The following is an 18,479-nucleotide window of genomic DNA, read 5'->3' as shown; positions in this document are numbered from 1 at the left end:
TTTCGTTCCCGAACAGTTTGCCAGGCTCGCTCACTCACCCCTATTGGTTTTGCGTAAGAACCTCTTTCAAGAGGCGATAAGGTTTTTATCCTGTTGCGCAATTCTCGCCATCTCGCTCCGTCTATCTGGGTATAAAAGAACTTCGCCCTGGCTGAGTAGGAACTCGTCAAGGCCTCCTTCAAGGATTTGTTCATGCGGACTTTCTCCAGAAAAGAATGCTTTCCCTCACTGGAACCCGACCGTATTTAGCCATCTGCTGGCTGCTGTTGCCTTTATACCGCGTCACCCATATCTCCTCGGTTTGCAAGCCGGCCTCGGCGGCCAATTCGCTCAATAACAAATCCGTAGGAACCATCTCGCCCTCAAATCGGGCATTTGCGACCACCAAAGCCACACGTCCACCCGGCTTGAGATACCGGGTTAGACTCTGAATTGACATCGCCATGTCTTCGAAGTACCCCTCGATCATAATCGGGATACGGTTGTTGTTGAGGTCCTTTTTAGCCAGCGCATCCAGTATCTCCTTCAGTGCAGGTAATTTAATCTCTCTATCCTTCTCAACCCTGGATTCAATGTGAGAGCGCAAGAGGCTATGTCTTATTTCTCTTAATTCGTCGAACTTGTTTACAAAGAGGGTACATAGCTCCAGGGAGTATGTCCTCGAGTAGTCGTATCGGTTGAGGTACGGAGGAGAAGTAATTACTGCGGCTATTTGGCCTTTGTATTTTGAAGGTAAGGACATTGCACGGGCATCGCCCTCGTATATTTCCACTTTCGCACGCTTAACCTGACTAAGGCTCAATTCTCTATAACGCAAATCAAGAAGCATTGAAGAGAGATGCTGGCGCAAGGTATCCCTGACCGGCGGGGTCTTGCGTTCAATCAATCTCAGAAATTGCCCGTCTTTGCTCGTAAAACTCACCTTCTCGAGAATGCTTAGAAGTCCAAGCATCAGAAAATTCTGGATTGGCTTTTCGTACTTCTCAAGTATCTCTTCCTTGAAGAAAAGCACCTCTCGCTGCACTTCAGCTGAAAAAGCAAGGTTGACTATCTTAACGTCAGGGAAACCGCCTGCAGGTTCTCTAAATGGGGTACTCATAAGGCTATCAACGGCGTTCGATAAGGCGTTTATGTCTTTCCAATCTTCGAGTTTTACTCTGGCGACAAAGACCGCAACAGGCAATATATCTACACCAACCCCGCGATACCCCAGTTCCTTGCATGCTAAAAGAGTAGTACCGCACCCGGCAAAAGGATCGAGGATTATCTCATTGGGTATAATCTTCCAGTTACGGAGGAGATTAAAAACCAATTGCCTCGAAAATCCTTCTTTATATTTAAACCAGTTGTAAACAGGTAAGTTTTTATTGGGAACGTATGTCACCAATCTTCGGTAGCCAAGGCGTTCTTTGAGACGGTCTTTGTATTTCAGTTCCAGTTCATCTCGCAGATTGGTATGCTTAATTTGACTTGTCAAAAAAGGAAGAGAGGCTTCTTTGCTTACACCCAGCATATTTGATTATAACGCTCGATTTATAAAAATCAATACCGCTTGACACCCTACCCTCCCCCGTATATTATCTTTTTATGGAGCAAGCCGGATACGACTCGTACGTGCGCGCGGCGCTGGGGTTGAAGGCCGTTGACGCGAAGATTATCGAAGCAAAGACCGTAGTCGTCGCCCAGTGGGTCCGGGAGAAGTGTCAGTTCGGGTGCGACGGATACGGAAAAAGACTAACCTGTCCCCCTCACTCTCCCGCGCCTGAGGAGACCGTGGACATGCTTTCGAATTACACCTGCGCGCTTCTTGTGCATGGGGATGAGCGCACTCCTGTCAACAGGATTGTGGCAAAACTGGAGCGCAGGATATTTCTGGACGGTCACGAGAGGGCTTTCGCGTTCGGTTGCGGTCCTTGCCGCTTGTGCGAGGAGTGTCCGCCAAGCCCGGGCCTGTGCAGACATCCTGAGGAGGCTAGACCTTCTATGGAGGCGTCGGGAATTGACGTCTTCTCAACCGTAAAAGCTCACGGTTTTCCCCTTGAGGTGTTGAAGAATGAACAAGAGAAACCTAACTATTACGGACTTGTTTTAATCGAGTAGTGCATGTGGCAATGCCCTAAATGTAAGAGGACTTATGAAAGAAAGAATCAGTGGCACTCTTGTGGCGTGTGGACATCCGACGATCATCTAAAAGGTAAATCAGAATCATTAAAGAAAATATACCGTCTACTCGAAAAAAGACTCTTGGAAGCCAGTGTTCGTATTGATCCCTCAAAAACTGCGATAAATCTCTGGAAAACACGCAATTACGCTACAATATATATTCAGAAGCACTCAATAAAACTCGTGTTCCTTTCCAGAACTGCTATTGAGGATGAAAGGATTGCAAAGCGACACAAAGTAAAGGAAGGGTTGCACTTCCACATGCTCAAGTTAGATTGTATGGAAGATGTAGACAACAAACTTCTTCACTGGTTAAAAGGAATAAATTAAGGAGGATTAATGTCAATTCCGATTTATCAGGTAGATTCGTTTACAGGAAAGCCCTTCAAGGGCAACCCGGCAGGAGTATGCGTGCTCGAGGAGCCGGGGGAGACGCAGTGGATGCAGAATATGGCCAAGGAGATGAATCTTTCCGAGACCGCATTCCTTTACAAACTCAAAGATAGTTACAACTTGCGCTGGTTCACCCCCAAGGTTGAAGTCGAGATGTGCGGCCACGCAACGCTTGCCTCGGCCCACATTCTGTGGAGTGAAAAGTACGAATCAGAGAACTCGGAACTACGTTTCCATTCTTTGAGCGGAATACTGAAAGCAAAAATGCTGGACGGGTGGATTGAGCTTGATTTCCCGCAAAGGCCTCAGGAACAAGTTGAAGCACCTCCTGGGCTACTGGAAGCGCTTGGGGTAAAGGCAATTTATGTGGGCAAGAATAAATTTGATTTTTTCGTGGAGGTCTCTTCAGCAAATGAAGTAAGGGCTCTGTCACCTGATTTCAGGATGTTGAGAGAATTCAACGTAAGAGGAGTCATAGTGACCGCAAAGTCCGATTTGCCTGAATACGATTTCGTCTCCCGTTTCTTTGCACCAGGAGCCGGGATAGACGAGGACCCCGTGACAGGATCAGCTCACTGCTGTCTTGCTCCGTATTGGTCTCAAAAAATCGGTAAGAAAGAGATGGTGGCATATCAAGCATCTGAAAGAGGCGGAGTCGTTAAGGTTCGCCTGACTGGCGACAGGGTATATCTTATGGGTAAATCCGTAACCATTTTCAAAGGAGAGTTGACAATTTAAAAAAAGCGAACCCGGAGGGTTCGCTTTATTGTTATCTCAGTTATCTCAAAGGTGGCCTCCACAAAATCAGCCAGCTTGTATTCAAGCAAAAGGGATAAAATCCGTTTTACTTGATTTTATGGGGTCCCCGACCGAGTGCGGAGCAATCGGTTGGGGTACTATTCTTCCATGAGGATATCGCGACTGAAAGCATGGAGTATCCATATCTTCCATACGCCTTCTGAAATCTCCACCACCTCGAATTTGCATCCGAGTTTCTCACCTGATTTTAAGGTAACAGAACCTTTGATTGTTCCCTTGCCTTCGGCGGAGATGCTCACATTGTTCAGGCTGTATTTCTTGACAGGGTTGGCCTCTGCATATTCCGTGAACTCTTCAAGCGAGTAGTTGGCCTTGGCTTCATCGGCAAAGTAAGAGTATGCCGTCTCGTAGTCGCCGGCTTTCCATGCTTCAAGACATTTCTTGGCTGGTTCTTTAGCCGCATTGAACGTCGCACAGCTCGAGAATCCAAAGATTGCGGCAATCACTAAAGCTGTTAAGGAAACCTTTTTTATCATAATCGCCTCCTGATTAGGTTAACACAATGAATATAATTTGATCGAAGGAATTGTCAATACCATGTCGCATCAAATGGATTGGTCTCGGATCGTCTTTTCTTCTTGCTCGCGACGGCATGTTAGTCATTTAGGAGGGATGTGAAAAAGCCCACTTTTCCAATGATGAATACTACGCAGACAGCTTTTATGATATATCGAAGAGGTAGAGTTTCTCCTCGGTCATCTCGCGGACTGCGTAAGCCGGACCTTCTCGTCCCAGACCCGAACCCTTCATGCCGCCGTAAGGCATAAGGTCTGACCTGAAGGTGGGTATTTCATTAACAAGAACTCCTCCAGCCTCTATTTCATTACATGCGTAAAAGGCTTTCTTGAGGTCGGAGGTAAAGATAGAACCCTGAAGACCGTAGCCGGTCGCGTTGACGTTCTCTATGGCTTCATCCAAGTCCCTGACCGGATTCACGACAACAAGAGGAGCAAACGCTTCATCCTGGATAACCTTCTGATTTTCAGGGACTTGAGTTAGAATCCATGGCCCAAGGACATTCCCATCACGAGCGCCTTCGAGCGCGACCTCTCCCCCTGATTTTCCGGCCTCGGCAATCCACGAAAGGGCGCGGTCTACCTCTTTTGATTCGATCATCGGACCAAGATCAGTCTCTTCACTCATTGGATCTCCGGTCTTGATTTTAGAAACCTCGGAGAGAAGAAGATCTAGGAAGTTGCTGTAGATTTGTTTCTCTGCATACACCCTCTGTGTAGAGATGCAAACCTGTCCGGCAAGGCTGTATCCGCCGGCTTTAATCTTTCTTGCCGCCTTCTCTAAATCAGCGTCCGAGAGTATCACTACTGCAGAGTTGGAGCCGAGTTCCATGCAAAGTCTTTTGAGACCGGCAAAACGCGTAATCTCCTCGCCTACCGCCCTTGAGCCTGTGAAGGTAACCATTCTGGGTACGGTTGAAGAAACGATTGACTTCCCGACTGATGAACCTGAACCTATCACGACCTGCATAGCTTCCTGAGGCAAACCGGCCTTGATAAGATACTCGGCAAGTTTTATGCCCGAAAGCGGTGCAACAGAAGCCGGCTTTAATAAGACACTGCAGCCCGCGGCAATTGCGGGCCCGAGTTTGTGTGCTGCAAGATTCAAAGGAAAATTGAAAGGGGTGATTGCAGCAACAACTCCGCAGGGCGCTCTGCGGAAGAAGCCTTGCTTGTAAGGGTGTCCTGCGGCAGAAAATGAAACTTCTTCACCCGCAAGCTTAATCGCCTCTATGGCTGAGAGCCTGAGGGTCTCAGTACATCTTGAGACTTCAGTCCTTGCCTCCCTTATTGTCTTCCCTACTTCTAAAACCAGAGTCTTTGCGAAATCTTCGGAGTCTTCTGTAATTAAATCTGCCGCTTTATTAAGGATAACGGCTCGCTGACGCTGACTCAGGCCATTCATCTTCGTAAGACCGATCCGAGCGAGTTCTATTTTTTCATGGACTTCGGACTCTGAATCTTGTTTCAGTTCAGCTATCACAGATGAATCGTAGGGATTGTATACCTTGAGAATTGCGGACACTATTGCCTCCTTGGGTATTCAACTCATTATACCTTCTGTCCCGCAACTGTCAAGAATGATTGCCTAAAAGCCCTTAAAGCAGTATAATCAATCTCAAAAAGGACTAACATGTTGACTATAGGACTCCTACTGATCTCTAATATATTTATGACCATAGCGTGGTACGGGCACCTCAAGTTTAAAACAGCCCCGCTCTGGATAGTAATACTTGTCAGCTGGGGAATAGCATTCGTCGAATACTGCTTTCAGGTTCCGGCAAACAGAATCGGTCACAGCCAGTTCACGGCAGCGCAGCTAAAAACAATGCAGGAAGTAATCACTCTTGTTGTTTTTGCCGTATTTTCAGTCGTATATCTAAAGGAACAGCTCAAATGGAACTATCTTGTCGGATTTATGTTGATAATAGGAGCCGTCTTCTTTGTTTTCAAAAAGTGGTGAGGGTTTTTATCTCCATACAGAATCAGGGGGAGTGGTAGGATGCGGTTCATCGCCTGCCGACCATGAATCTATCTTGAATGCGTATGATGGTGCGGTCTCCGAATATCCTCGTCTTCTGAGATACATCTCCGCCCAATCGTAAGGCGCTATCATTATGTGCCATGATACGTGAAACTCCCAGTTATCTGAAAAAAACAAATAATGAGAGACTTCCAATATTCCCGGGCTGACGGTTGTTCCAATCCAGCCCTCTTTATCGAGTGCAAGTTCTGGATAATTAACAGAAAGCCAGGATATGAATGTGTCCCGAATCTCCTCCGCTTCATCTTGAGGACCTTCATCCCAATCCAGGACTGCTATAGATACTTCTTCTGTTGATATTTCATTTTCAGACCGGCTTGCTTGAATCTCCATTGTTAAAGTGTCTCCTATGCTTGAAGAATCAGGATAAAAGGTAACCTCAGCGACACCGGCTTGAATTACGGGAGAGTAGCTTATGATTGCGCCTTTATCTTTGACACGTCCATTTATGTACACAGGTACCGAATCTCTTTCTTCCTCGGGAAGCTGAACAAGGAAGACGCATCGCTGACCGGCAATAGCGTCCATCGATTTCGGAACCACAGTCAGCTCGAAATCGTCCGGTTTACTACATCCAGATATAAAAAAGAAAACCGTAACAGCACAAAAAAAACTAGCCGAAAACTTGACCATCCGTATCGTCTTTTTTGAAATGATTATACTCTATCCAAAAGGCATTTGTCAAGAGATGACGGATTCATTAGTGGAAGTTGACATGCAAACTAATCATTCTAAAATATGATAATGGATGAAAAGCATGTGCAGGATGGAAAAGAACTGAAAACAAGCGACCCGCAATTCTTCGAAAAGGCCATTCCATATTATAAGGAAAAGGAGCCCTTCACTATTGTGGACGACGCAGGATGGAAACTCACCAAAGAAGACGTGGCATCTGCCATCGCTCTTATTGCCGCTGCACGGGCTAAGGGAGGAACACCCATTAAGAGGATAGTAACGGTTCTTGGCAGCATGGGCGTTGCAGGCATGGGCATTGTCTTGATTTTGATTGCGGTGTTTGACCCGGAGCCCACGAGCAAGCTGGCAATTCTATTAGTAGGAGGGACTGTGCTCGTTGTCGGTGGCGGACTGACCATACTCTGGGCGCTCGGAGCGCCATGGAGGGTTAAGGTTTCAAAAGATTCATTTGAGATTCACCCCGAAGACAAAAAATAGAAAGGTCAGACTTTAAACTGACCTTTCTGCTGTTAAGAACCGTAAATTAGGTTTCCGTAAAGTTGGAGAGCGACTTCACGGAAAAAACTATTTCTTACCGTGCTTCTCGATCTCGGTTTTAAGCCAGGTTGCGGCGGCTTCACCCTTCATAAGACCGTCGACCTCTGAAGGGTCTGCTGGTTTCATGGTATAAATCCAGCCCTTACCGTAAGGATCGGAGTTTATGAGGGTCGGGTCATCTTCTAGTTCGGAATTCTTTTCTGCCACTTCACCCGATATTGGAGCGTAGATTTTGCCCATCCACTTGCCTGTTTCGTAAGAACCTATGACCTCGTTCGCGCTGGCTTCCGTGCCTTCATCGGGAAGTTCAATGAAGCTTAGTTCTCCGGCAAGCTTCTGGCTGAAATCGTTGATTCCTACCCGGACAAGATCTCCTTCTTTTTTAACCCACATATGCTCTTTGTGATAATAAAGCTCATCGGGAAGGTTGTAGCCTTCAACTTCTGCCATAAATCCTCCTTAGGTTATGATTCTTTTAAACTCTGTAACAAGCTCCGCGAGCTTGTCGTAATCAATCGTCTTTTCCTGCGCGGCCTGGAGCCCGCGGGCAGAAAGATCCTCTTTAAGATACCAGATTCGGATCCCTGACTGCTCAAGTTCGGAAATCTTCGCAACGAGCGGCTCGGGACCTCGAACGGCAAGAACACCGTCTTGTATGAAGCAGAGTCCGTCTCCGGGAGCGGCAAGCCTTAGCGCAAGCTCCCACGAACCGCGCTCAAAAGGCGAACGAGTAACAAGATAGAGTGTACCCATAAAACAGCCTAAGTAAAGCTTATGACATGATCGACCGAGGCTATGAGGGACGCGAGCGCCTGATCGTCAAGCGTTTCAGCGGTAATGCAGTTTTGAACGGAGATGCCGCGAGCATCGAGGGAGGGGGAGTGAAGATAGAGTCTAGCGCCGAAATCGGAGAGCTGGGAGTATGCCTCGGAAAGTTTGTGCATGCCTAGAGCTTCGGGGCTCTGGTCTTTCAAGGCAACGAGCACTCCGTCATCGGCAAGAACGGCATGCGTTTCAACGCCCATTCCGGCGAGCCCGATGATTGCACGGAATCCTTCGCCTGCCGTTGCCATGCCGTAGGGCGATGTGCGAATGAGAACTATTACTTTCTTCGACATGTCAAAATCCAAAGGAGAGGAACCGGTCGCACTCTCCTATATAGTTCACGAGCACTGCCATGCCGCCAAGCTTGGCGCCTTCGATGATCTGGTCCTTCTTGAGTCCGCGAAAAGAGGCGCAAGTTCCGCATCCCTTGATGTCTGCACCAAGGGCGGCGAGTTCTGCCATCATCTCGGCAAGATTGCGCTCCTGAGGGGATTTAATATCCTTGTTAAGGGCAATTAGCCCGTCCTCATAAAGGAAGAGCTTGAGAGCGTGCCCTTTGTCAATGAGACGCTTGCCGAGGCGGTATACAGTGTCAATATTCTGGGACGTATATGGTCCTGTACGCAGAAGAAAACCCACAGTCATGTTAACCTATAAAAAGCTGGACTGAAGCATCTGAAGCCATCTTCAGAAATTGAGCCGCACCCACTATCCTTACTCCATCAAGAAGATCTTCTTTCTTGAAGCCGAAAAGCTGAAGTGTTGTGTTGCAGGCATAGAGATTAACGCCCGTCTCCTGTGCCATCTTGAGGAGTTCGGGCCACGTTGCGATTCCGAGTTTCTTCATCTTTGAGTTCATCATACCGGTTCCTATGCTCATCATACCTCTTAGCTTGGGTGAAAACTTTTTTTTGAGAGCATTGAGTCCCCAGAAAGTAAAGAAAAGATGCGCTTCCATTCCTGAAGCTGCTGCCGTAGTTGCAAGCATCATTGCCGCCATTGTTTTTTCAAGGACCTGTTCGCTTACCACCATGGCAAGCATGTTTTTTTTCTCCGCCATTTTAGCTCCTTTCAGAGGATTAAAAGTCCTCCTTTTTGCATCTCGAAGCCATGCTTCGACGCCATAAAGCCCTTCCGGACTTTATGCTTTGCGACGGATATAGAATTTCAGAACGCTGCCCTCTTCTTCCATGCCCAGAAACTCGTTGCCTGTCTGATCGCACCAGGCCGGAACGTCTTCTCTTGCGCCTTCATCATCGGCAAGCAGTTCAAGCACCTGTCCCGGTTCTATCTCTTTTATCTTCTGCGCCGTTTTAAGAATAGGCATCGGACACAGAAGCCCGCGAGCGTCAAAAGTCGAGTCTTTTTCCATAATCTTCTCCTGTTTTGCTAAACCGGTTTTTGTCTAGGCAGATACTCATCAAGCGCCTCAACAAGATAACCTATGTATTCAAATACCGGTCCCCCGCCCATTGCCAAAGCTACGTTCGCAGCGTCGAGTATCTCCTCGCGCGTACAACCTACGCTCACGCAAATCTCAGTATGAAGCCTTATGCAGGGTCTGCAATGCTGAACAAGAACTATCGAAAGCTGCATAAGCTCCTTGTACTTAGTGGGTATGGCGCTTTCTTCCTTGGTTTTTCGCCAGAACTGCATAAAGGCTCCTGCCGTCTCGCCAACCTCTCGGCGGTAGCGTACTTGAGCCTTGGATATGACCTTCTGCTCGGATTTATCCTTTGGATTCATACTGAAAACCCCGCTGCATAAAAGAAAGGGCGGCTCATTTTTACTTCAAAAGAAGTAATCAACGACTTTACTATAAACTTGAGACCCGTCGGGGTCCCCGAGGAAATACGAAGTATTTCCTTGGGGAAAAAGGTTACGATTGCTGCTCCTCTTCTGCCTTGGCGCGAAGGATTGAACGCAGGTTATCTAATGCTGAAAGAAGCTCTTCATCGAAGATATCGGATGCTATCTTGGACGCATCATAGATTTTGCCGTCGACTTGAAAACTCATCATCTCCGGTATCATCTGTGCACCTCTTATCCCGGTGCTTATGAGAAAAATCGCATGACCGAGAGGGATCTCCTCGTCAAAATCACCCTGCAGCAGGTTTTTCACTAATTGCTCCAATTCTTTGAAGAATCTCTTTAGGTTTAACGCGATTTATGGAAAAGCCCAGTTCGTCAGGCGTGTAACCGAGAGCAAGACCAAGAAGCTGAGGATAATATATAGAGGGAATATTGAACTCCTGTTCCATCTCCTTCTCTATCTTCTTCTGGTTCTGCTCGTACATAACATTGCAAAAAGGGCATATGAGAGCCATCGCCTCCGAGCCGGATGCCTTGATGCTCGCGAGCTTGCGACCGGCCATTGCATAAGCTATGTCGACCCGTATGCCCAGAATGCCGCCTCCGCAGCATAGTTCGCGTTCCGAGTAGAAAGTGCTTTTTGCACCTGTTGCATTTATCAGGTCATCATAAACATGCGGGTTCTCAGGGTCATCGAAGTTCTCGAAAGCCTCAGAAGGCTTGAAGAAGTGACATCCCGGGTGCGCAGCAATCGGAGTTGACTGCAAATCGACCTTTACTTCTGCGCGAATGCGGTCAATACCCACATCTTCATAAAGCACCCGTGCAAAATGACGTACGTTAACTGTCCCCTTGTACTCTAACCCCTCAGCTTTTAGAATCTTGTTGACTTCAGCCAACTTTTCTGCGTTGTGCTTTAACTCATGGTTCGCTTCAACCTGGGTTCCTGTGCAAGCGGTGCAGAGTGTTGTCATATCAAGGCCTTCTTTTTCCGCAAGGGCGAGATTTCTTGCGGCCATTACGAGCGCTGACTGCTGACTGACGGATTTTATAGGAAACCCGCAGCAGGTAAAGGAGGAGATATCGACCAGTTCAATGCCGAAATGCTTCGCTATTACACGGGCTGAAATTTCGTAATTCTGGGCGCGTACGGGCACGGTGCAGCCTAGATAGAGTGCAAGCTTCTTAGCCATTTTGACCCTCCTTATCCTTTTTCGCATCGGTCGAGTAATCGTAGAGCCCGGTAGCCCTGAAGATGGACTTTATGGGTTCAGGTGATTCCGTAAGTTCTGGAAGTCCGGCTTTTACTCTTTTTTTGTTCGTGAAGTCGTCGGCCTCGTAAAGCCTGCCATGACCCTGGATAAGGTCTATCTGCGCGGTGAACGCAGGGTGAATGTAACCGCTCTTGACTGCGAGATTTTTTAAAGCGTTCATCATCTCTGTAATTCGGACATCCTGTGGACAACGCTCATGACACGAGTAGCAGGTTGAGCATAACCATACAAACTCGGATTTCAATACCTGCTCCTTCATCCCGAGGAGTGCCATGTGTATTATTCTGCGTGGATTAAAACTATCATCCGTTGCACGGACCGGACACGATGCAGTGCAAGTTCCGCAAGCATAACAGCGAGTAATAAATTCTCCGTTGGGCTCAGCTTGAATCTCATATTTGAAGCTGGGGTTCAAATCTTCAAACCTGACCACCTTTTGAGCTTCAGTACGGGTTATCCCTTCGGCTGAATCCGGCTCTGCCGGTCTTTGTTCTTCGTTATCAATCACATTTTCTTCTTCCAAATTTCCTCCAGACATCCTTAGTACTCGTTAGGAAGACCTTCTAATTGCGCAAGCGAAAATACCGGACCATCTTTGCAGACGTAGTAAGGACCTATATTGCAGCGTCCGCATTTCCCTATCCCGCACTTCATGCGGCGTTCAAGGGAAGTATAGATTTTCTCCGGCGCAAAACCAAGTTTTGTGACCACCGGCAGCGTGTAGCGTATCATAGCCGGGGGCCCGCACATGATAAGTAAAGCATTATCTGGACTTGGTGCAATCTTTTCCGTAACTGTCGGTACAAATCCCACGAGACCTTCCCAGCCCTTTGCCTCGGTATCAACGGTAAGATGAATCTTCAAGTCCTCGCGTTTCGCCCATTCCTCAAGCTCGGATTTATAGAGCAGCATCCCGGGTGTGCGCGCGCCGTAGATAACGGTAACATCCTTAAAGTCGGGTCGATGCCCGTCCATAAGATACCTTATTACTGATCTTAGAGTTGTAAATGCAAATCCGCCAGAGACTATAACGAGATTTGCCCCCTTGAACTGCTCCAGAGGGTACCAGTTGCCAAGGGGACCACGCATTCCGATAGGGTCGCCGGCCTCGAGCTGATGCATTGTGTTAGTTACTAGCCCTGCGCGATTTACAGTGAAGCGGACGTAGTCGGTCTCAGTCGGTGATGAGGCTATACCGAACGGCGATTCGCCCTTGCCGAGCACGGAAACCTCGCAAAACTGGCCTGGCAGAAAGCGAAAAGCCTCCTTATCCTGAGGATTTACGAACTCAAGGTCGAACGTTTTGAGCATCCCGTCCTCGGATTCCACGCGTATGTCGCGGATTTTCATAGGCATAGGAAGGTACGGGTTCTCGCGTTTGTAGTAGAGCCGTTCGCTCACGGCAGAGGTTTGTTCCATTAGCCGATATTATAGGAAGATATAGAGAGATGTCAACTTCAAGCCTGGTTTAACTCCATGAAGTCCAGTTTTATAGACAAAAGCTGGTCAAAAGATGGTCAAAAGATGGTCAGAAGATGGACAAAAGATGGTCAAACTAGCCCCAAAAGAACGCCGGAGACGTCCTTTTGGTGACCCGGTCGGAGAAGTTTGGCAGCAAAATGTGAAAAAATCCAGGTAGCTTCAAACCGTTTTCTGGACGGCCGGTCAGGATTAAAGTTTCGTGATCAGAATCGAAGGCGGCGAATCAGGGGCATCTCTTTTGAAGGAAGGTGTACGCCCCACGTGAGCGATGCCGAAAGACCGGTGGAATCCCCCTCCCCCCTTCAAAGGGGGGCCAAAAAGCCCCACCCATCCTCCCCCCTTGTGGGGGAGGATGGGTGGGGGGGTACGAAATCCTTTCCCCCTCCCTTCTGTTCCCTCCCACCAGGGGAGGGATTAAAGGTAAGGCACAAACCTTATAGCTTGCGCCTGAATTGAATCTTTGTACTCTGTGGTCATCAGCCGACCGCGAGCCGCGTCTTTACCCAGGGCAGAAGGCCGGAGCCGAGGTTCAGGCGTTCGGCGGAGATTGCCTCTATGTTTTTTATGAGTTCGAGAGCGTTTCCGCGCATCGCCCAGGTTCCCGGCTCGGTCGTTGCGACCGTCTCGCCAGCGTCGATGACGCGGCTCAGGAACGCAGTGTTGGCGAACGCGCCCGTAACCTTATCGGCCGTGTGGATGCCCAAAAGAAACTTGAGCAGTACGCCTTTCTTGACCGAGCGTATCATATCGGATAGTCTGTGCTCTCCCGGCTCCATGACGAGCGAGCGCAGGGTTGGACGCACAGGCGCTTCGTGAGTCTCTTCAGCAAGAACCGGGCGCCGCATGCCCGAACCGGTTGACGAGGTCTTATCGAGAACGGCGGTCTCCGCGTCGTAGAGGAAGCTCTTGAACGTTCCTGCCTCGAAAATGGGGATGCGGCGCGAGAGTGTTCCCTCATCATCGGTAGGGGATGATGACAAGAGATCGGGATGTGTCGCGTCGTCATAGATGGTTACGGAGGGCGCGGCAAGCGCATCGCCGACTCTGTACTTCGATATGCCCAGGAGCTTGTTTGTAGCATAGATTTGCTCCGCGACCAGCAGACCGAATAGACCCTGAAGACACATAGGATGCAGAATAACTTCAACGACTTGGCCCTTGACTCCTATGTCGGAGGGCTTAAGCGAACCCTTGGGCAGGCTTTTTGCGAGGCCGGCTCCAAGGGACGCGATCTTCGACTCCGATGCCAGCTTGCGGCCCGTTAAGAAATCGAAGTCGCGGCTGTCAAGGTCTACGTTGACGCCGAAAGCGGTCTGGCGTATATAGGAAGGTTCCTTGCTGCGGGACGTATAAACCCAGCTTTCGCCCTGCGAGACGGCTCCGCTGCCGTTAAGGCGTTCGAACCGGCCTTTGCCTTCGGACCACGTTTGCTTGACCATCTCCGAGAAAATGTCCTGAAGCGCCTTTGGATTCTTTATGAGCCTCGCGACCTCAGGGTCTGAATAGTCCGATGAGCTGCCTGGGGGAATCGCCACAAAACCCTTGAGTGAGGTCGGGACGAGGTTGGTCAAAGCGGCAGAAATGACACGGTCGAGAGTATGCTCGTCGAAGACGGTCGAGGATGCGTATGTAAGCTTGCCCTTTTTTGCAAGCCTCAGCCCAAGAGAAGCTACGCCAACCTGGGTCGAAATAGTCAAATCACGTTGCTCTATATTGAATGAGGTGTTGTCGCCTGTCGAGAGGTTAATCTCGAAGTCTTCGACTTTGTATTTTGCGGCAATCCTTGAGATGATTCTCCTGATATCGTCAAACATCCCGGCCTCCCTGAACGGCTAACTGAATGTACTCGTTGGTCTTTAACCTGGTCCACAGGGGGCCTCCGTCGCCTACAGGCCGGTGCTGGGCTTCCTTGCCGCAGAAGCCGACGTCGTCTATCCGAATCTCGCCCGCGCAGGCGTCGATGTATCGAAGCGCGTACATGCTTTTGCCCGAGAAGTTGGCGGGATTAAGGGTCTTTGTTATCTTTCCATTTTCTACGAGGTAGCCTATCTGGATTGAGGACGACATCCCGTCCTTGGAGACCGCTCCGCCGAGCGTACCCTCGAGGATAGCGCCGTAGGACACGTCTTTTATCAAATCCTTAAGGCTCTTTCGTATTATCGATTTGTCTCGCGGAAGCATGTAGGTATTGGACATCCTGCAGACCTGGGGGTCGCCCAGCTGGGAAAACGCGCCGCCGTTCGGCTTTTTATTGAAGTATCCTGCGGTCTCGCGGTTGTGGATGAACTCTGCGACCTTTCCTGCCTTAGCCAGTATCTTAGGCTGCACCTCTACGCCCTCGTCGTCTATGAGCTCGGTGCCGAATCCCGCTCTCATATCCGGCTTGCCTCCTGCGTATTTGATTAGCGGACCGTCGATGATGTCGACGCTTGAAGCGGCAACCACGCCGCGCGGCTTTCCTTCGGCATCGGCAACCCCGGAAACACCGGATTTTACACCGTCGGCTTCGAAGTTGTGACCCAGCGCTTCGTGGATAAAAACGCCCAGGGTGTTGAAGTCGAGAATGAGATGATCCATCCTCGAAACATCACCGGCTGAAAGCGAGATTCCGTCGAGCAGGCAGACCGCCTTCTTCATCCAGCTCTTCACCTCGAATTCCGCTTTGGGATTGAACTTGTAGCCTCTTTTTGTACGGACCAGCAGAGCCTCAAGCCCCTTTATGTCAGCGACGCGCACCCTTGTCTGCGTGGTCTTTCCCTTGCCGTCTCTAAGCTTAGTATGCACCTGCAGGAAGGTGCGGGGCATTTTCTGGCGTTTGCGGATCCCCCTGGTATCGGCGATTATCTTTTCCTCGTTCTGTGCGTAGAACCATATCTCGGGGTTAATCTTCACGCCGCACGATGCGTGCTTCCTCTCGAATCCTCTGGCGATTCTCTGCACGGCCTTGAGCACCGCATCTATGACTTTTTTAGGGTCGGCATTAGCCAGATCGAGCCTAGGTTTGATGACGTATTCGTTGCGCCTGGGATTAGGTATGGATGCAAGCTTGACGGCCGTTTTGGGTCTTTTGGCTATACGCCACAGCCCCTTGGCGCGTTCGACCGCCTCGCAAAGCGCATCTTGGTCCATGTCCCCTACCTTAAGGGAAACTTTCTTTCCGTCCTTCAGGAAACGCATCTGCACCCGGGCCTTCACGCTCAAGGGCGTGATGTAGGTCTGCGAACCTATGGTTTTTGCCTCTGTTTTCTCGACCTTCTCGTAAAGGATATCGGCGTAATCGAAGAATTTCTTAGCGTACTGAAAAGCTGTTTTTATCTCTTTTTCATACAACTCTTTTTTCATGAAGGGATGATAGCGTCTCTCCAGCGGATGTCAAGCCAGACTAGATTCCGGGCATCGAATTCGGAAACCATGGTTCCCAGGTTGAGCGGACTTGATGTTAAATGAGGCCCGCCTTGGCGGGCCTCACAATGCCTTTGATAAGCTTCTTGCCTTGAACAAGAAATTATCTAAAAATTGTACTTGAGTCCTATCCCGGCTCCGGGCGATATGAACCTGGAAGGCTCGGGTGGTCCATAGTCCATGGCTTTCTCTTCCCCGTAAAGAGGATAATAGTAGCTGCCGGGCAGGGAGTAATACCCGAACTGAATCTCGGGGGCTATTGAAATGCCTGACCCGTCCGAGAACTGGAATAGTAGTATATCCAGACCGAATATCGCAGCCGCCGAGAAGCCTTGCTGGGTGAAAAGCTCGAAGATATCGGATGAGTCGGTCGTGTCTATGCCGGCATAATACCGGTCATTCACCTGCCAGAACCCGGCTCCTGCTCCCGCATAAAACCGCAGTCTTTTGTCGAGATTGAAGAGCTTGAGCAGTCTTAACTCAGCGCCAAAGTTATAGGTGCTGTCTACCAGGTCCATCCTTCCTCTCGCGACAAGTTCGGCTCCGTATCCGTTTGCGGTCATTATTCTGTAGGATAATCCCTGCCCCATCAGGTCGGCCTGCAGACCAATAGACTGACCAGCGAGAGCGGTAGAGGCAAGCACGAGGATTCCCGCGAGTATCGGTAAAGCTGTCTTCTTCATCTTCTCCTCCTACCAGGTAAATACCAGGCCTACGCCCAGGTCGGGCGCTATCAAACGCTGGCCATTGCTTGAATATTCTTCAGGCGGCTGCTGGACGCCAAGGGAATCGGTCCAGATTTGAACCGTCTTCTGCGAGTATATATCGCACATCAAACCGGAATCGAATTCGAATCTGAGGTTGTCAAGTGGCTTCAGCCACTTGATGTCTCCGCTTAGGAGCCTGAACGGAGCGAATGAGAGTCCTGCAAAGATGCGTCCGCCGTAGTTTTCATAGGAATCCATTTCCTGTAAGGAATAGAATGCTGAATCGCGAACATCCATACTGCTGTAGGAATATGAGCTGAACGAGTAACCGCCGCCTATTCCTAAGTATGGCGATAACCACTCCTCAGGCTTGAACATGAAACCCGTTCTAAGCCCGAAGTTGTAGAACCCGGTGCCGGTCGAGTCCCCGAAGTAATAGGCGCCGAGTCCGTTGGGCGCTATAAAGAGTTTTGCATCACCTACAGGGATCATGAACCGCAGTTCGATACCCGATGAAAAAGCGTCCGCCCTTCCTCCTACACCCATTGTCTGTGCGTTGGATAGGGAAGAAAGAAACAATACCCCCAGAAGGAACGCGATTGTTTTTCCAGGCATATAAAGCCTCCTTTCACTTATTAGAGGAGAGGATAATGAGATTGAGGCATTTTGTCAAGCCCCGTACTCATATTTTTTGGAGTCAATGATAATTCATCGAATAACTGGTTTCACGAAGGATAATGACTTGCCGCGCGGTGTTACGATTGTTACATTGCGTTACGGGGTGTTACGGGTTTGTTTGGGATTTATTCAAAACCTGAATCCCGTGCGAAGACCGAATACCGGGTAGAACCCCACGTTGTTTGCGGTCTTTTTGAAGAGAATATTCCAGTCAAGACCCATGCCTGCAAGCCATGAAAAACCGGGCGTCTTGACGATGGCGACATCAAGTCCGAGGTTGAGTCTTACGCCCATAGGCTTCTCGATAATCGAGTCGATAGCCATGGTATAGTCGTTTACGAGCTTTTCAATATCGTTCAGGCTGAGGGTGTTTATATATTCTTCGACCATATCCTGGGTTGCGGCAGGGATTATCCAGTTGTTGGTAAGTGAAAGGCCCAAAGGGAAAAGGACCCTGCCTTCTGCAACGCTCAATGTTTTCTGAACGCCCCATGCCCACTGAACGTGAACGTACGGAATGTCCTGCGTGGCGTCAACCGGCAGCGGGTAGTAAGGGATCTTTTCTATGTGCGCCGTAGCCCGGTAAGTCTTGTAGTGCGTTTCCAGACTCGTGGCGAAGCCGATTGAGCGCTCGTCCTCAAGGCTCAATGCGAGATGAAAGAATCCGGGCGGCGCTATTGCCGGTCTTACACCCACCACATGGCAGCCAGAATTGGCGTTAGTGTAATCAACATTTTCTACGTCTATTGCGTAAAGCCCTGCCGCCCAGCCCGAATTCAGCCCGAAGTGCCAGGGCGAGGAAACGAGCGATAGCAGTAAGGTAAGACAGTTCATTTATTTCTCCTCTGCTCTTGAATCATTATAGCGAGGAGGAGGAGGTATGCAAGAGGAGATAATGAAGTGAAACAAAAGAATATTAGCTTCGTCTTAGAAGATAAGGAAAGAATAAATATATTTAACAACCCGATTTTATACCAAAAGGAGGTCTTAAGTGAAAAAAGCATCGGCGGCAATGCTCATCTTAAGCCTAGCAAGCGTTATGGCTAGCGGTATTGAAGCTCCAGAAAGAAGAAACTTTGAGGCCAAAGTCATCGAAATTACGCCTTCCGGGACCTTAACGACAGAGGAGCTG

The 18,479-nt window shown here is 49.2% G+C and carries 25 protein-coding genes; 5 read left to right on the top strand and 20 right to left on the bottom strand.

Annotated features, from left to right (window positions below):
- Positions 1–190 precede the first annotated feature (190 nt).
- Positions 191–1,513, bottom strand: a complete 1,323-nt coding sequence (locus GX441_03075) for a site-specific DNA-methyltransferase (protein NLI97625.1) — start codon at positions 1,511–1,513, stop codon at positions 191–193.
- A gap of 74 nt (positions 1,514–1,587) precedes the next feature.
- Between GX441_03075 and GX441_03070 the strand changes: the two genes are divergently transcribed.
- Together GX441_03070 and GX441_03065 are read left to right on the top strand one after the other, a co-directional pair.
- The gene (locus tag GX441_03070; GenBank protein ID NLI97624.1) at positions 1,588–2,100 is read left to right on the top strand and encodes a DUF2284 domain-containing protein; all 513 of its coding nucleotides are present in this window, start codon (positions 1,588–1,590) and stop codon (positions 2,098–2,100) included.
- A gap of 402 nt (positions 2,101–2,502) precedes the next feature.
- Positions 2,503–3,294 carry a PhzF family phenazine biosynthesis protein gene (locus GX441_03065; GenBank protein ID NLI97623.1) on the top strand — a complete coding sequence of 264 codons (792 nt, stop codon included), beginning with the start codon at positions 2,503–2,505 and terminating at the stop codon, positions 3,292–3,294.
- A 158-nt stretch (positions 3,295–3,452) separates the two neighbouring features.
- On the opposite strand, the gene GX441_03060 is transcribed toward GX441_03065, so the two are convergent.
- A complete protein-coding gene (locus tag GX441_03060) occupies positions 3,453–3,851 on the bottom strand; it encodes a hypothetical protein (protein ID NLI97622.1) in 399 nt (132 codons plus the stop codon).
- Positions 3,852–4,035: 184 nt separating this feature from the next.
- Complete coding sequence (locus GX441_03055) at positions 4,036–5,415, bottom strand: aldehyde dehydrogenase family protein (GenBank protein ID NLI97621.1); 1,380 nt, start codon at positions 5,413–5,415, stop codon at positions 4,036–4,038.
- Between the two features lie 108 nt (positions 5,416–5,523).
- On the opposite strand from GX441_03055, the gene GX441_03050 reads away from it, so the two are divergent.
- The gene (locus GX441_03050; protein ID NLI97620.1) at positions 5,524–5,853 is read left to right on the top strand and encodes a DMT family protein; all 330 of its coding nucleotides are present in this window, start codon (positions 5,524–5,526) and stop codon (positions 5,851–5,853) included.
- A 6-nt stretch (positions 5,854–5,859) separates the two neighbouring features.
- Here GX441_03050 and GX441_03045 read toward each other — a convergent pair whose 3' ends face one another.
- Positions 5,860–6,567 carry a hypothetical protein gene (locus GX441_03045; GenBank protein NLI97619.1) on the bottom strand — a complete coding sequence of 236 codons (708 nt, stop codon included), beginning with the start codon at positions 6,565–6,567 and terminating at the stop codon, positions 5,860–5,862.
- A gap of 111 nt (positions 6,568–6,678) precedes the next feature.
- Here GX441_03045 and GX441_03040 point away from each other — a divergent pair, with 111 nt between their 5' ends.
- The gene (locus GX441_03040; protein ID NLI97618.1) at positions 6,679–7,107 is read left to right on the top strand and encodes a hypothetical protein; all 429 of its coding nucleotides are present in this window, start codon (positions 6,679–6,681) and stop codon (positions 7,105–7,107) included.
- 87 nt (positions 7,108–7,194) lie between these two features.
- Here GX441_03040 and gcvH read toward each other — a convergent pair whose 3' ends face one another.
- The 16 genes from gcvH to GX441_02960 form a co-directional block, all read right to left on the bottom strand.
- Positions 7,195–7,617 (bottom strand): glycine cleavage system protein GcvH, encoded by a 423-nt coding sequence (gene gcvH, locus GX441_03035; GenBank protein ID NLI97617.1) that lies wholly within the window; start codon positions 7,615–7,617, stop codon positions 7,195–7,197.
- Positions 7,618–7,626: 9 nt separating this feature from the next.
- Positions 7,627–7,920 (bottom strand): sulfurtransferase complex subunit TusB, encoded by a 294-nt coding sequence (gene dsrH / locus GX441_03030; GenBank protein ID NLI97616.1) that lies wholly within the window; start codon positions 7,918–7,920, stop codon positions 7,627–7,629.
- A gap of 8 nt (positions 7,921–7,928) precedes the next feature.
- Positions 7,929–8,285: a hypothetical protein gene (locus tag GX441_03025; protein ID NLI97615.1), complete on the bottom strand. Its 357-nt coding sequence runs from the start codon at positions 8,283–8,285 to the stop codon at positions 7,929–7,931.
- Between the two features lies 1 nt (position 8,286).
- Entirely contained in the window at positions 8,287–8,637 is a 351-nt protein-coding gene (locus GX441_03020; protein NLI97614.1) for a hypothetical protein, read from the bottom strand.
- A gap of 1 nt (position 8,638) precedes the next feature.
- The gene (locus GX441_03015) at positions 8,639–9,052 is read right to left on the bottom strand and encodes a pyridine nucleotide-disulfide oxidoreductase (GenBank protein ID NLI97613.1); all 414 of its coding nucleotides are present in this window, start codon (positions 9,050–9,052) and stop codon (positions 8,639–8,641) included.
- An 81-nt stretch (positions 9,053–9,133) separates the two neighbouring features.
- The gene (locus GX441_03010; protein NLI97612.1) at positions 9,134–9,364 is read right to left on the bottom strand and encodes a sulfurtransferase TusA family protein; all 231 of its coding nucleotides are present in this window, start codon (positions 9,362–9,364) and stop codon (positions 9,134–9,136) included.
- A 17-nt stretch (positions 9,365–9,381) separates the two neighbouring features.
- Positions 9,382–9,648, bottom strand: a complete 267-nt coding sequence (locus GX441_03005) for a carboxymuconolactone decarboxylase family protein (GenBank protein NLI97611.1) — start codon at positions 9,646–9,648, stop codon at positions 9,382–9,384.
- A gap of 223 nt (positions 9,649–9,871) precedes the next feature.
- A complete protein-coding gene (locus GX441_03000) occupies positions 9,872–10,114 on the bottom strand; it encodes a hypothetical protein (GenBank protein ID NLI97610.1) in 243 nt (80 codons plus the stop codon).
- The gene (locus tag GX441_02995) at positions 10,092–10,997 is read right to left on the bottom strand and encodes a CoB--CoM heterodisulfide reductase subunit B (GenBank protein NLI97609.1); all 906 of its coding nucleotides are present in this window, start codon (positions 10,995–10,997) and stop codon (positions 10,092–10,094) included. Before GX441_02995 ends, GX441_03000 begins: the two co-directional genes overlap by 23 nt.
- Positions 10,990–11,616 (bottom strand): 4Fe-4S dicluster domain-containing protein, encoded by a 627-nt coding sequence (locus GX441_02990; GenBank protein ID NLI97608.1) that lies wholly within the window; start codon positions 11,614–11,616, stop codon positions 10,990–10,992. Before GX441_02990 ends, GX441_02995 begins: the two co-directional genes overlap by 8 nt.
- A gap of 2 nt (positions 11,617–11,618) precedes the next feature.
- On the bottom strand, positions 11,619–12,497 hold the full coding sequence (locus GX441_02985) for a heterodisulfide reductase subunit F (GenBank protein NLI97607.1): 879 nt from the start codon (positions 12,495–12,497) through the stop codon (positions 11,619–11,621).
- 539 nt (positions 12,498–13,036) lie between these two features.
- The gene (locus GX441_02980; GenBank protein ID NLI97606.1) at positions 13,037–14,374 is read right to left on the bottom strand and encodes a hypothetical protein; all 1,338 of its coding nucleotides are present in this window, start codon (positions 14,372–14,374) and stop codon (positions 13,037–13,039) included.
- Positions 14,367–15,902, bottom strand: coding sequence for a TldD/PmbA family protein (locus GX441_02975; GenBank protein ID NLI97605.1), 1,536 nt, complete (start codon positions 15,900–15,902; stop codon positions 14,367–14,369). The genes GX441_02980 and GX441_02975 overlap by 8 nt, the downstream gene beginning before the upstream one ends.
- Positions 15,903–16,069: 167 nt before the next feature.
- Positions 16,070–16,645, bottom strand: coding sequence for a hypothetical protein (locus tag GX441_02970; GenBank protein ID NLI97604.1), 576 nt, complete (start codon positions 16,643–16,645; stop codon positions 16,070–16,072).
- 9 nt (positions 16,646–16,654) lie between these two features.
- A complete protein-coding gene (locus tag GX441_02965) occupies positions 16,655–17,284 on the bottom strand; it encodes a hypothetical protein (GenBank protein ID NLI97603.1) in 630 nt (209 codons plus the stop codon).
- Between the two features lie 192 nt (positions 17,285–17,476).
- Positions 17,477–18,181 (bottom strand): hypothetical protein, encoded by a 705-nt coding sequence (locus tag GX441_02960; protein ID NLI97602.1) that lies wholly within the window; start codon positions 18,179–18,181, stop codon positions 17,477–17,479.
- A 157-nt stretch (positions 18,182–18,338) separates the two neighbouring features.
- Between GX441_02960 and GX441_02955 the strand changes: the two genes are divergently transcribed.
- Positions 18,339–18,479 (top strand): hypothetical protein (locus tag GX441_02955; protein ID NLI97601.1); only part of this gene is annotated, 141 nt, incomplete at its 3' end.

The organism is bacterium, assembly GCA_012517375.1.
Taxonomy (GTDB): Bacteria; Hydrothermota; Tepidihabitantia; order B3-TA06; family B3-TA06; genus JAAYVC01.
This window is presented reverse-complemented; position numbering and strand designations above follow the sequence as displayed.

Bases quoted from the DNA above. Each gene is read 5' to 3' on its own strand.
- GX441_03075 (NLI97625.1), bottom strand. From the start codon at position 1,513: ATGCTGGGTGTAAGCAAAGAAGCCTCTCTTCCTTTTTTGACAAGTCAA.
- GX441_03070 (NLI97624.1), top strand. From the start codon at position 1,588: ATGGAGCAAGCCGGATACGACTCGTACGTGCGCGCGGCGCTGGGGTTG.
- GX441_03065 (NLI97623.1), top strand. From the start codon at position 2,503: ATGTCAATTCCGATTTATCAGGTAGATTCGTTTACAGGAAAGCCCTTC.
- GX441_03060 (NLI97622.1), bottom strand. From the start codon at position 3,851: ATGATAAAAAAGGTTTCCTTAACAGCTTTAGTGATTGCCGCAATCTTT.
- GX441_03050 (NLI97620.1), top strand. From the start codon at position 5,524: ATGTTGACTATAGGACTCCTACTGATCTCTAATATATTTATGACCATA.
- GX441_03045 (NLI97619.1), bottom strand. From the start codon at position 6,567: ATGGTCAAGTTTTCGGCTAGTTTTTTTTGTGCTGTTACGGTTTTCTTT.
- GX441_03040 (NLI97618.1), top strand. From the start codon at position 6,679: ATGGATGAAAAGCATGTGCAGGATGGAAAAGAACTGAAAACAAGCGAC.
- gcvH (NLI97617.1), bottom strand. From the start codon at position 7,617: ATGGCAGAAGTTGAAGGCTACAACCTTCCCGATGAGCTTTATTATCAC.
- dsrH (NLI97616.1), bottom strand. From the start codon at position 7,920: ATGGGTACACTCTATCTTGTTACTCGTTCGCCTTTTGAGCGCGGTTCG.
- GX441_03025 (NLI97615.1), bottom strand. From the start codon at position 8,285: ATGTCGAAGAAAGTAATAGTTCTCATTCGCACATCGCCCTACGGCATG.
- GX441_03020 (NLI97614.1), bottom strand. From the start codon at position 8,637: ATGACTGTGGGTTTTCTTCTGCGTACAGGACCATATACGTCCCAGAAT.
- GX441_03015 (NLI97613.1), bottom strand. From the start codon at position 9,052: ATGGCGGAGAAAAAAAACATGCTTGCCATGGTGGTAAGCGAACAGGTC.
- GX441_03010 (NLI97612.1), bottom strand. From the start codon at position 9,364: ATGGAAAAAGACTCGACTTTTGACGCTCGCGGGCTTCTGTGTCCGATG.
- GX441_03005 (NLI97611.1), bottom strand. From the start codon at position 9,648: ATGCAGTTCTGGCGAAAAACCAAGGAAGAAAGCGCCATACCCACTAAG.
- GX441_02995 (NLI97609.1), bottom strand. From the start codon at position 10,997: ATGGCTAAGAAGCTTGCACTCTATCTAGGCTGCACCGTGCCCGTACGC.
- GX441_02990 (NLI97608.1), bottom strand. From the start codon at position 11,616: ATGTCTGGAGGAAATTTGGAAGAAGAAAATGTGATTGATAACGAAGAA.
- GX441_02985 (NLI97607.1), bottom strand. From the start codon at position 12,497: ATGGAACAAACCTCTGCCGTGAGCGAACGGCTCTACTACAAACGCGAG.
- GX441_02980 (NLI97606.1), bottom strand. From the start codon at position 14,374: ATGTTTGACGATATCAGGAGAATCATCTCAAGGATTGCCGCAAAATAC.
- GX441_02975 (NLI97605.1), bottom strand. From the start codon at position 15,902: ATGAAAAAAGAGTTGTATGAAAAAGAGATAAAAACAGCTTTTCAGTAC.
- GX441_02970 (NLI97604.1), bottom strand. From the start codon at position 16,645: ATGAAGAAGACAGCTTTACCGATACTCGCGGGAATCCTCGTGCTTGCC.
- GX441_02965 (NLI97603.1), bottom strand. From the start codon at position 17,284: ATGCCTGGAAAAACAATCGCGTTCCTTCTGGGGGTATTGTTTCTTTCT.
- GX441_02960 (NLI97602.1), bottom strand. From the start codon at position 18,181: ATGAACTGTCTTACCTTACTGCTATCGCTCGTTTCCTCGCCCTGGCAC.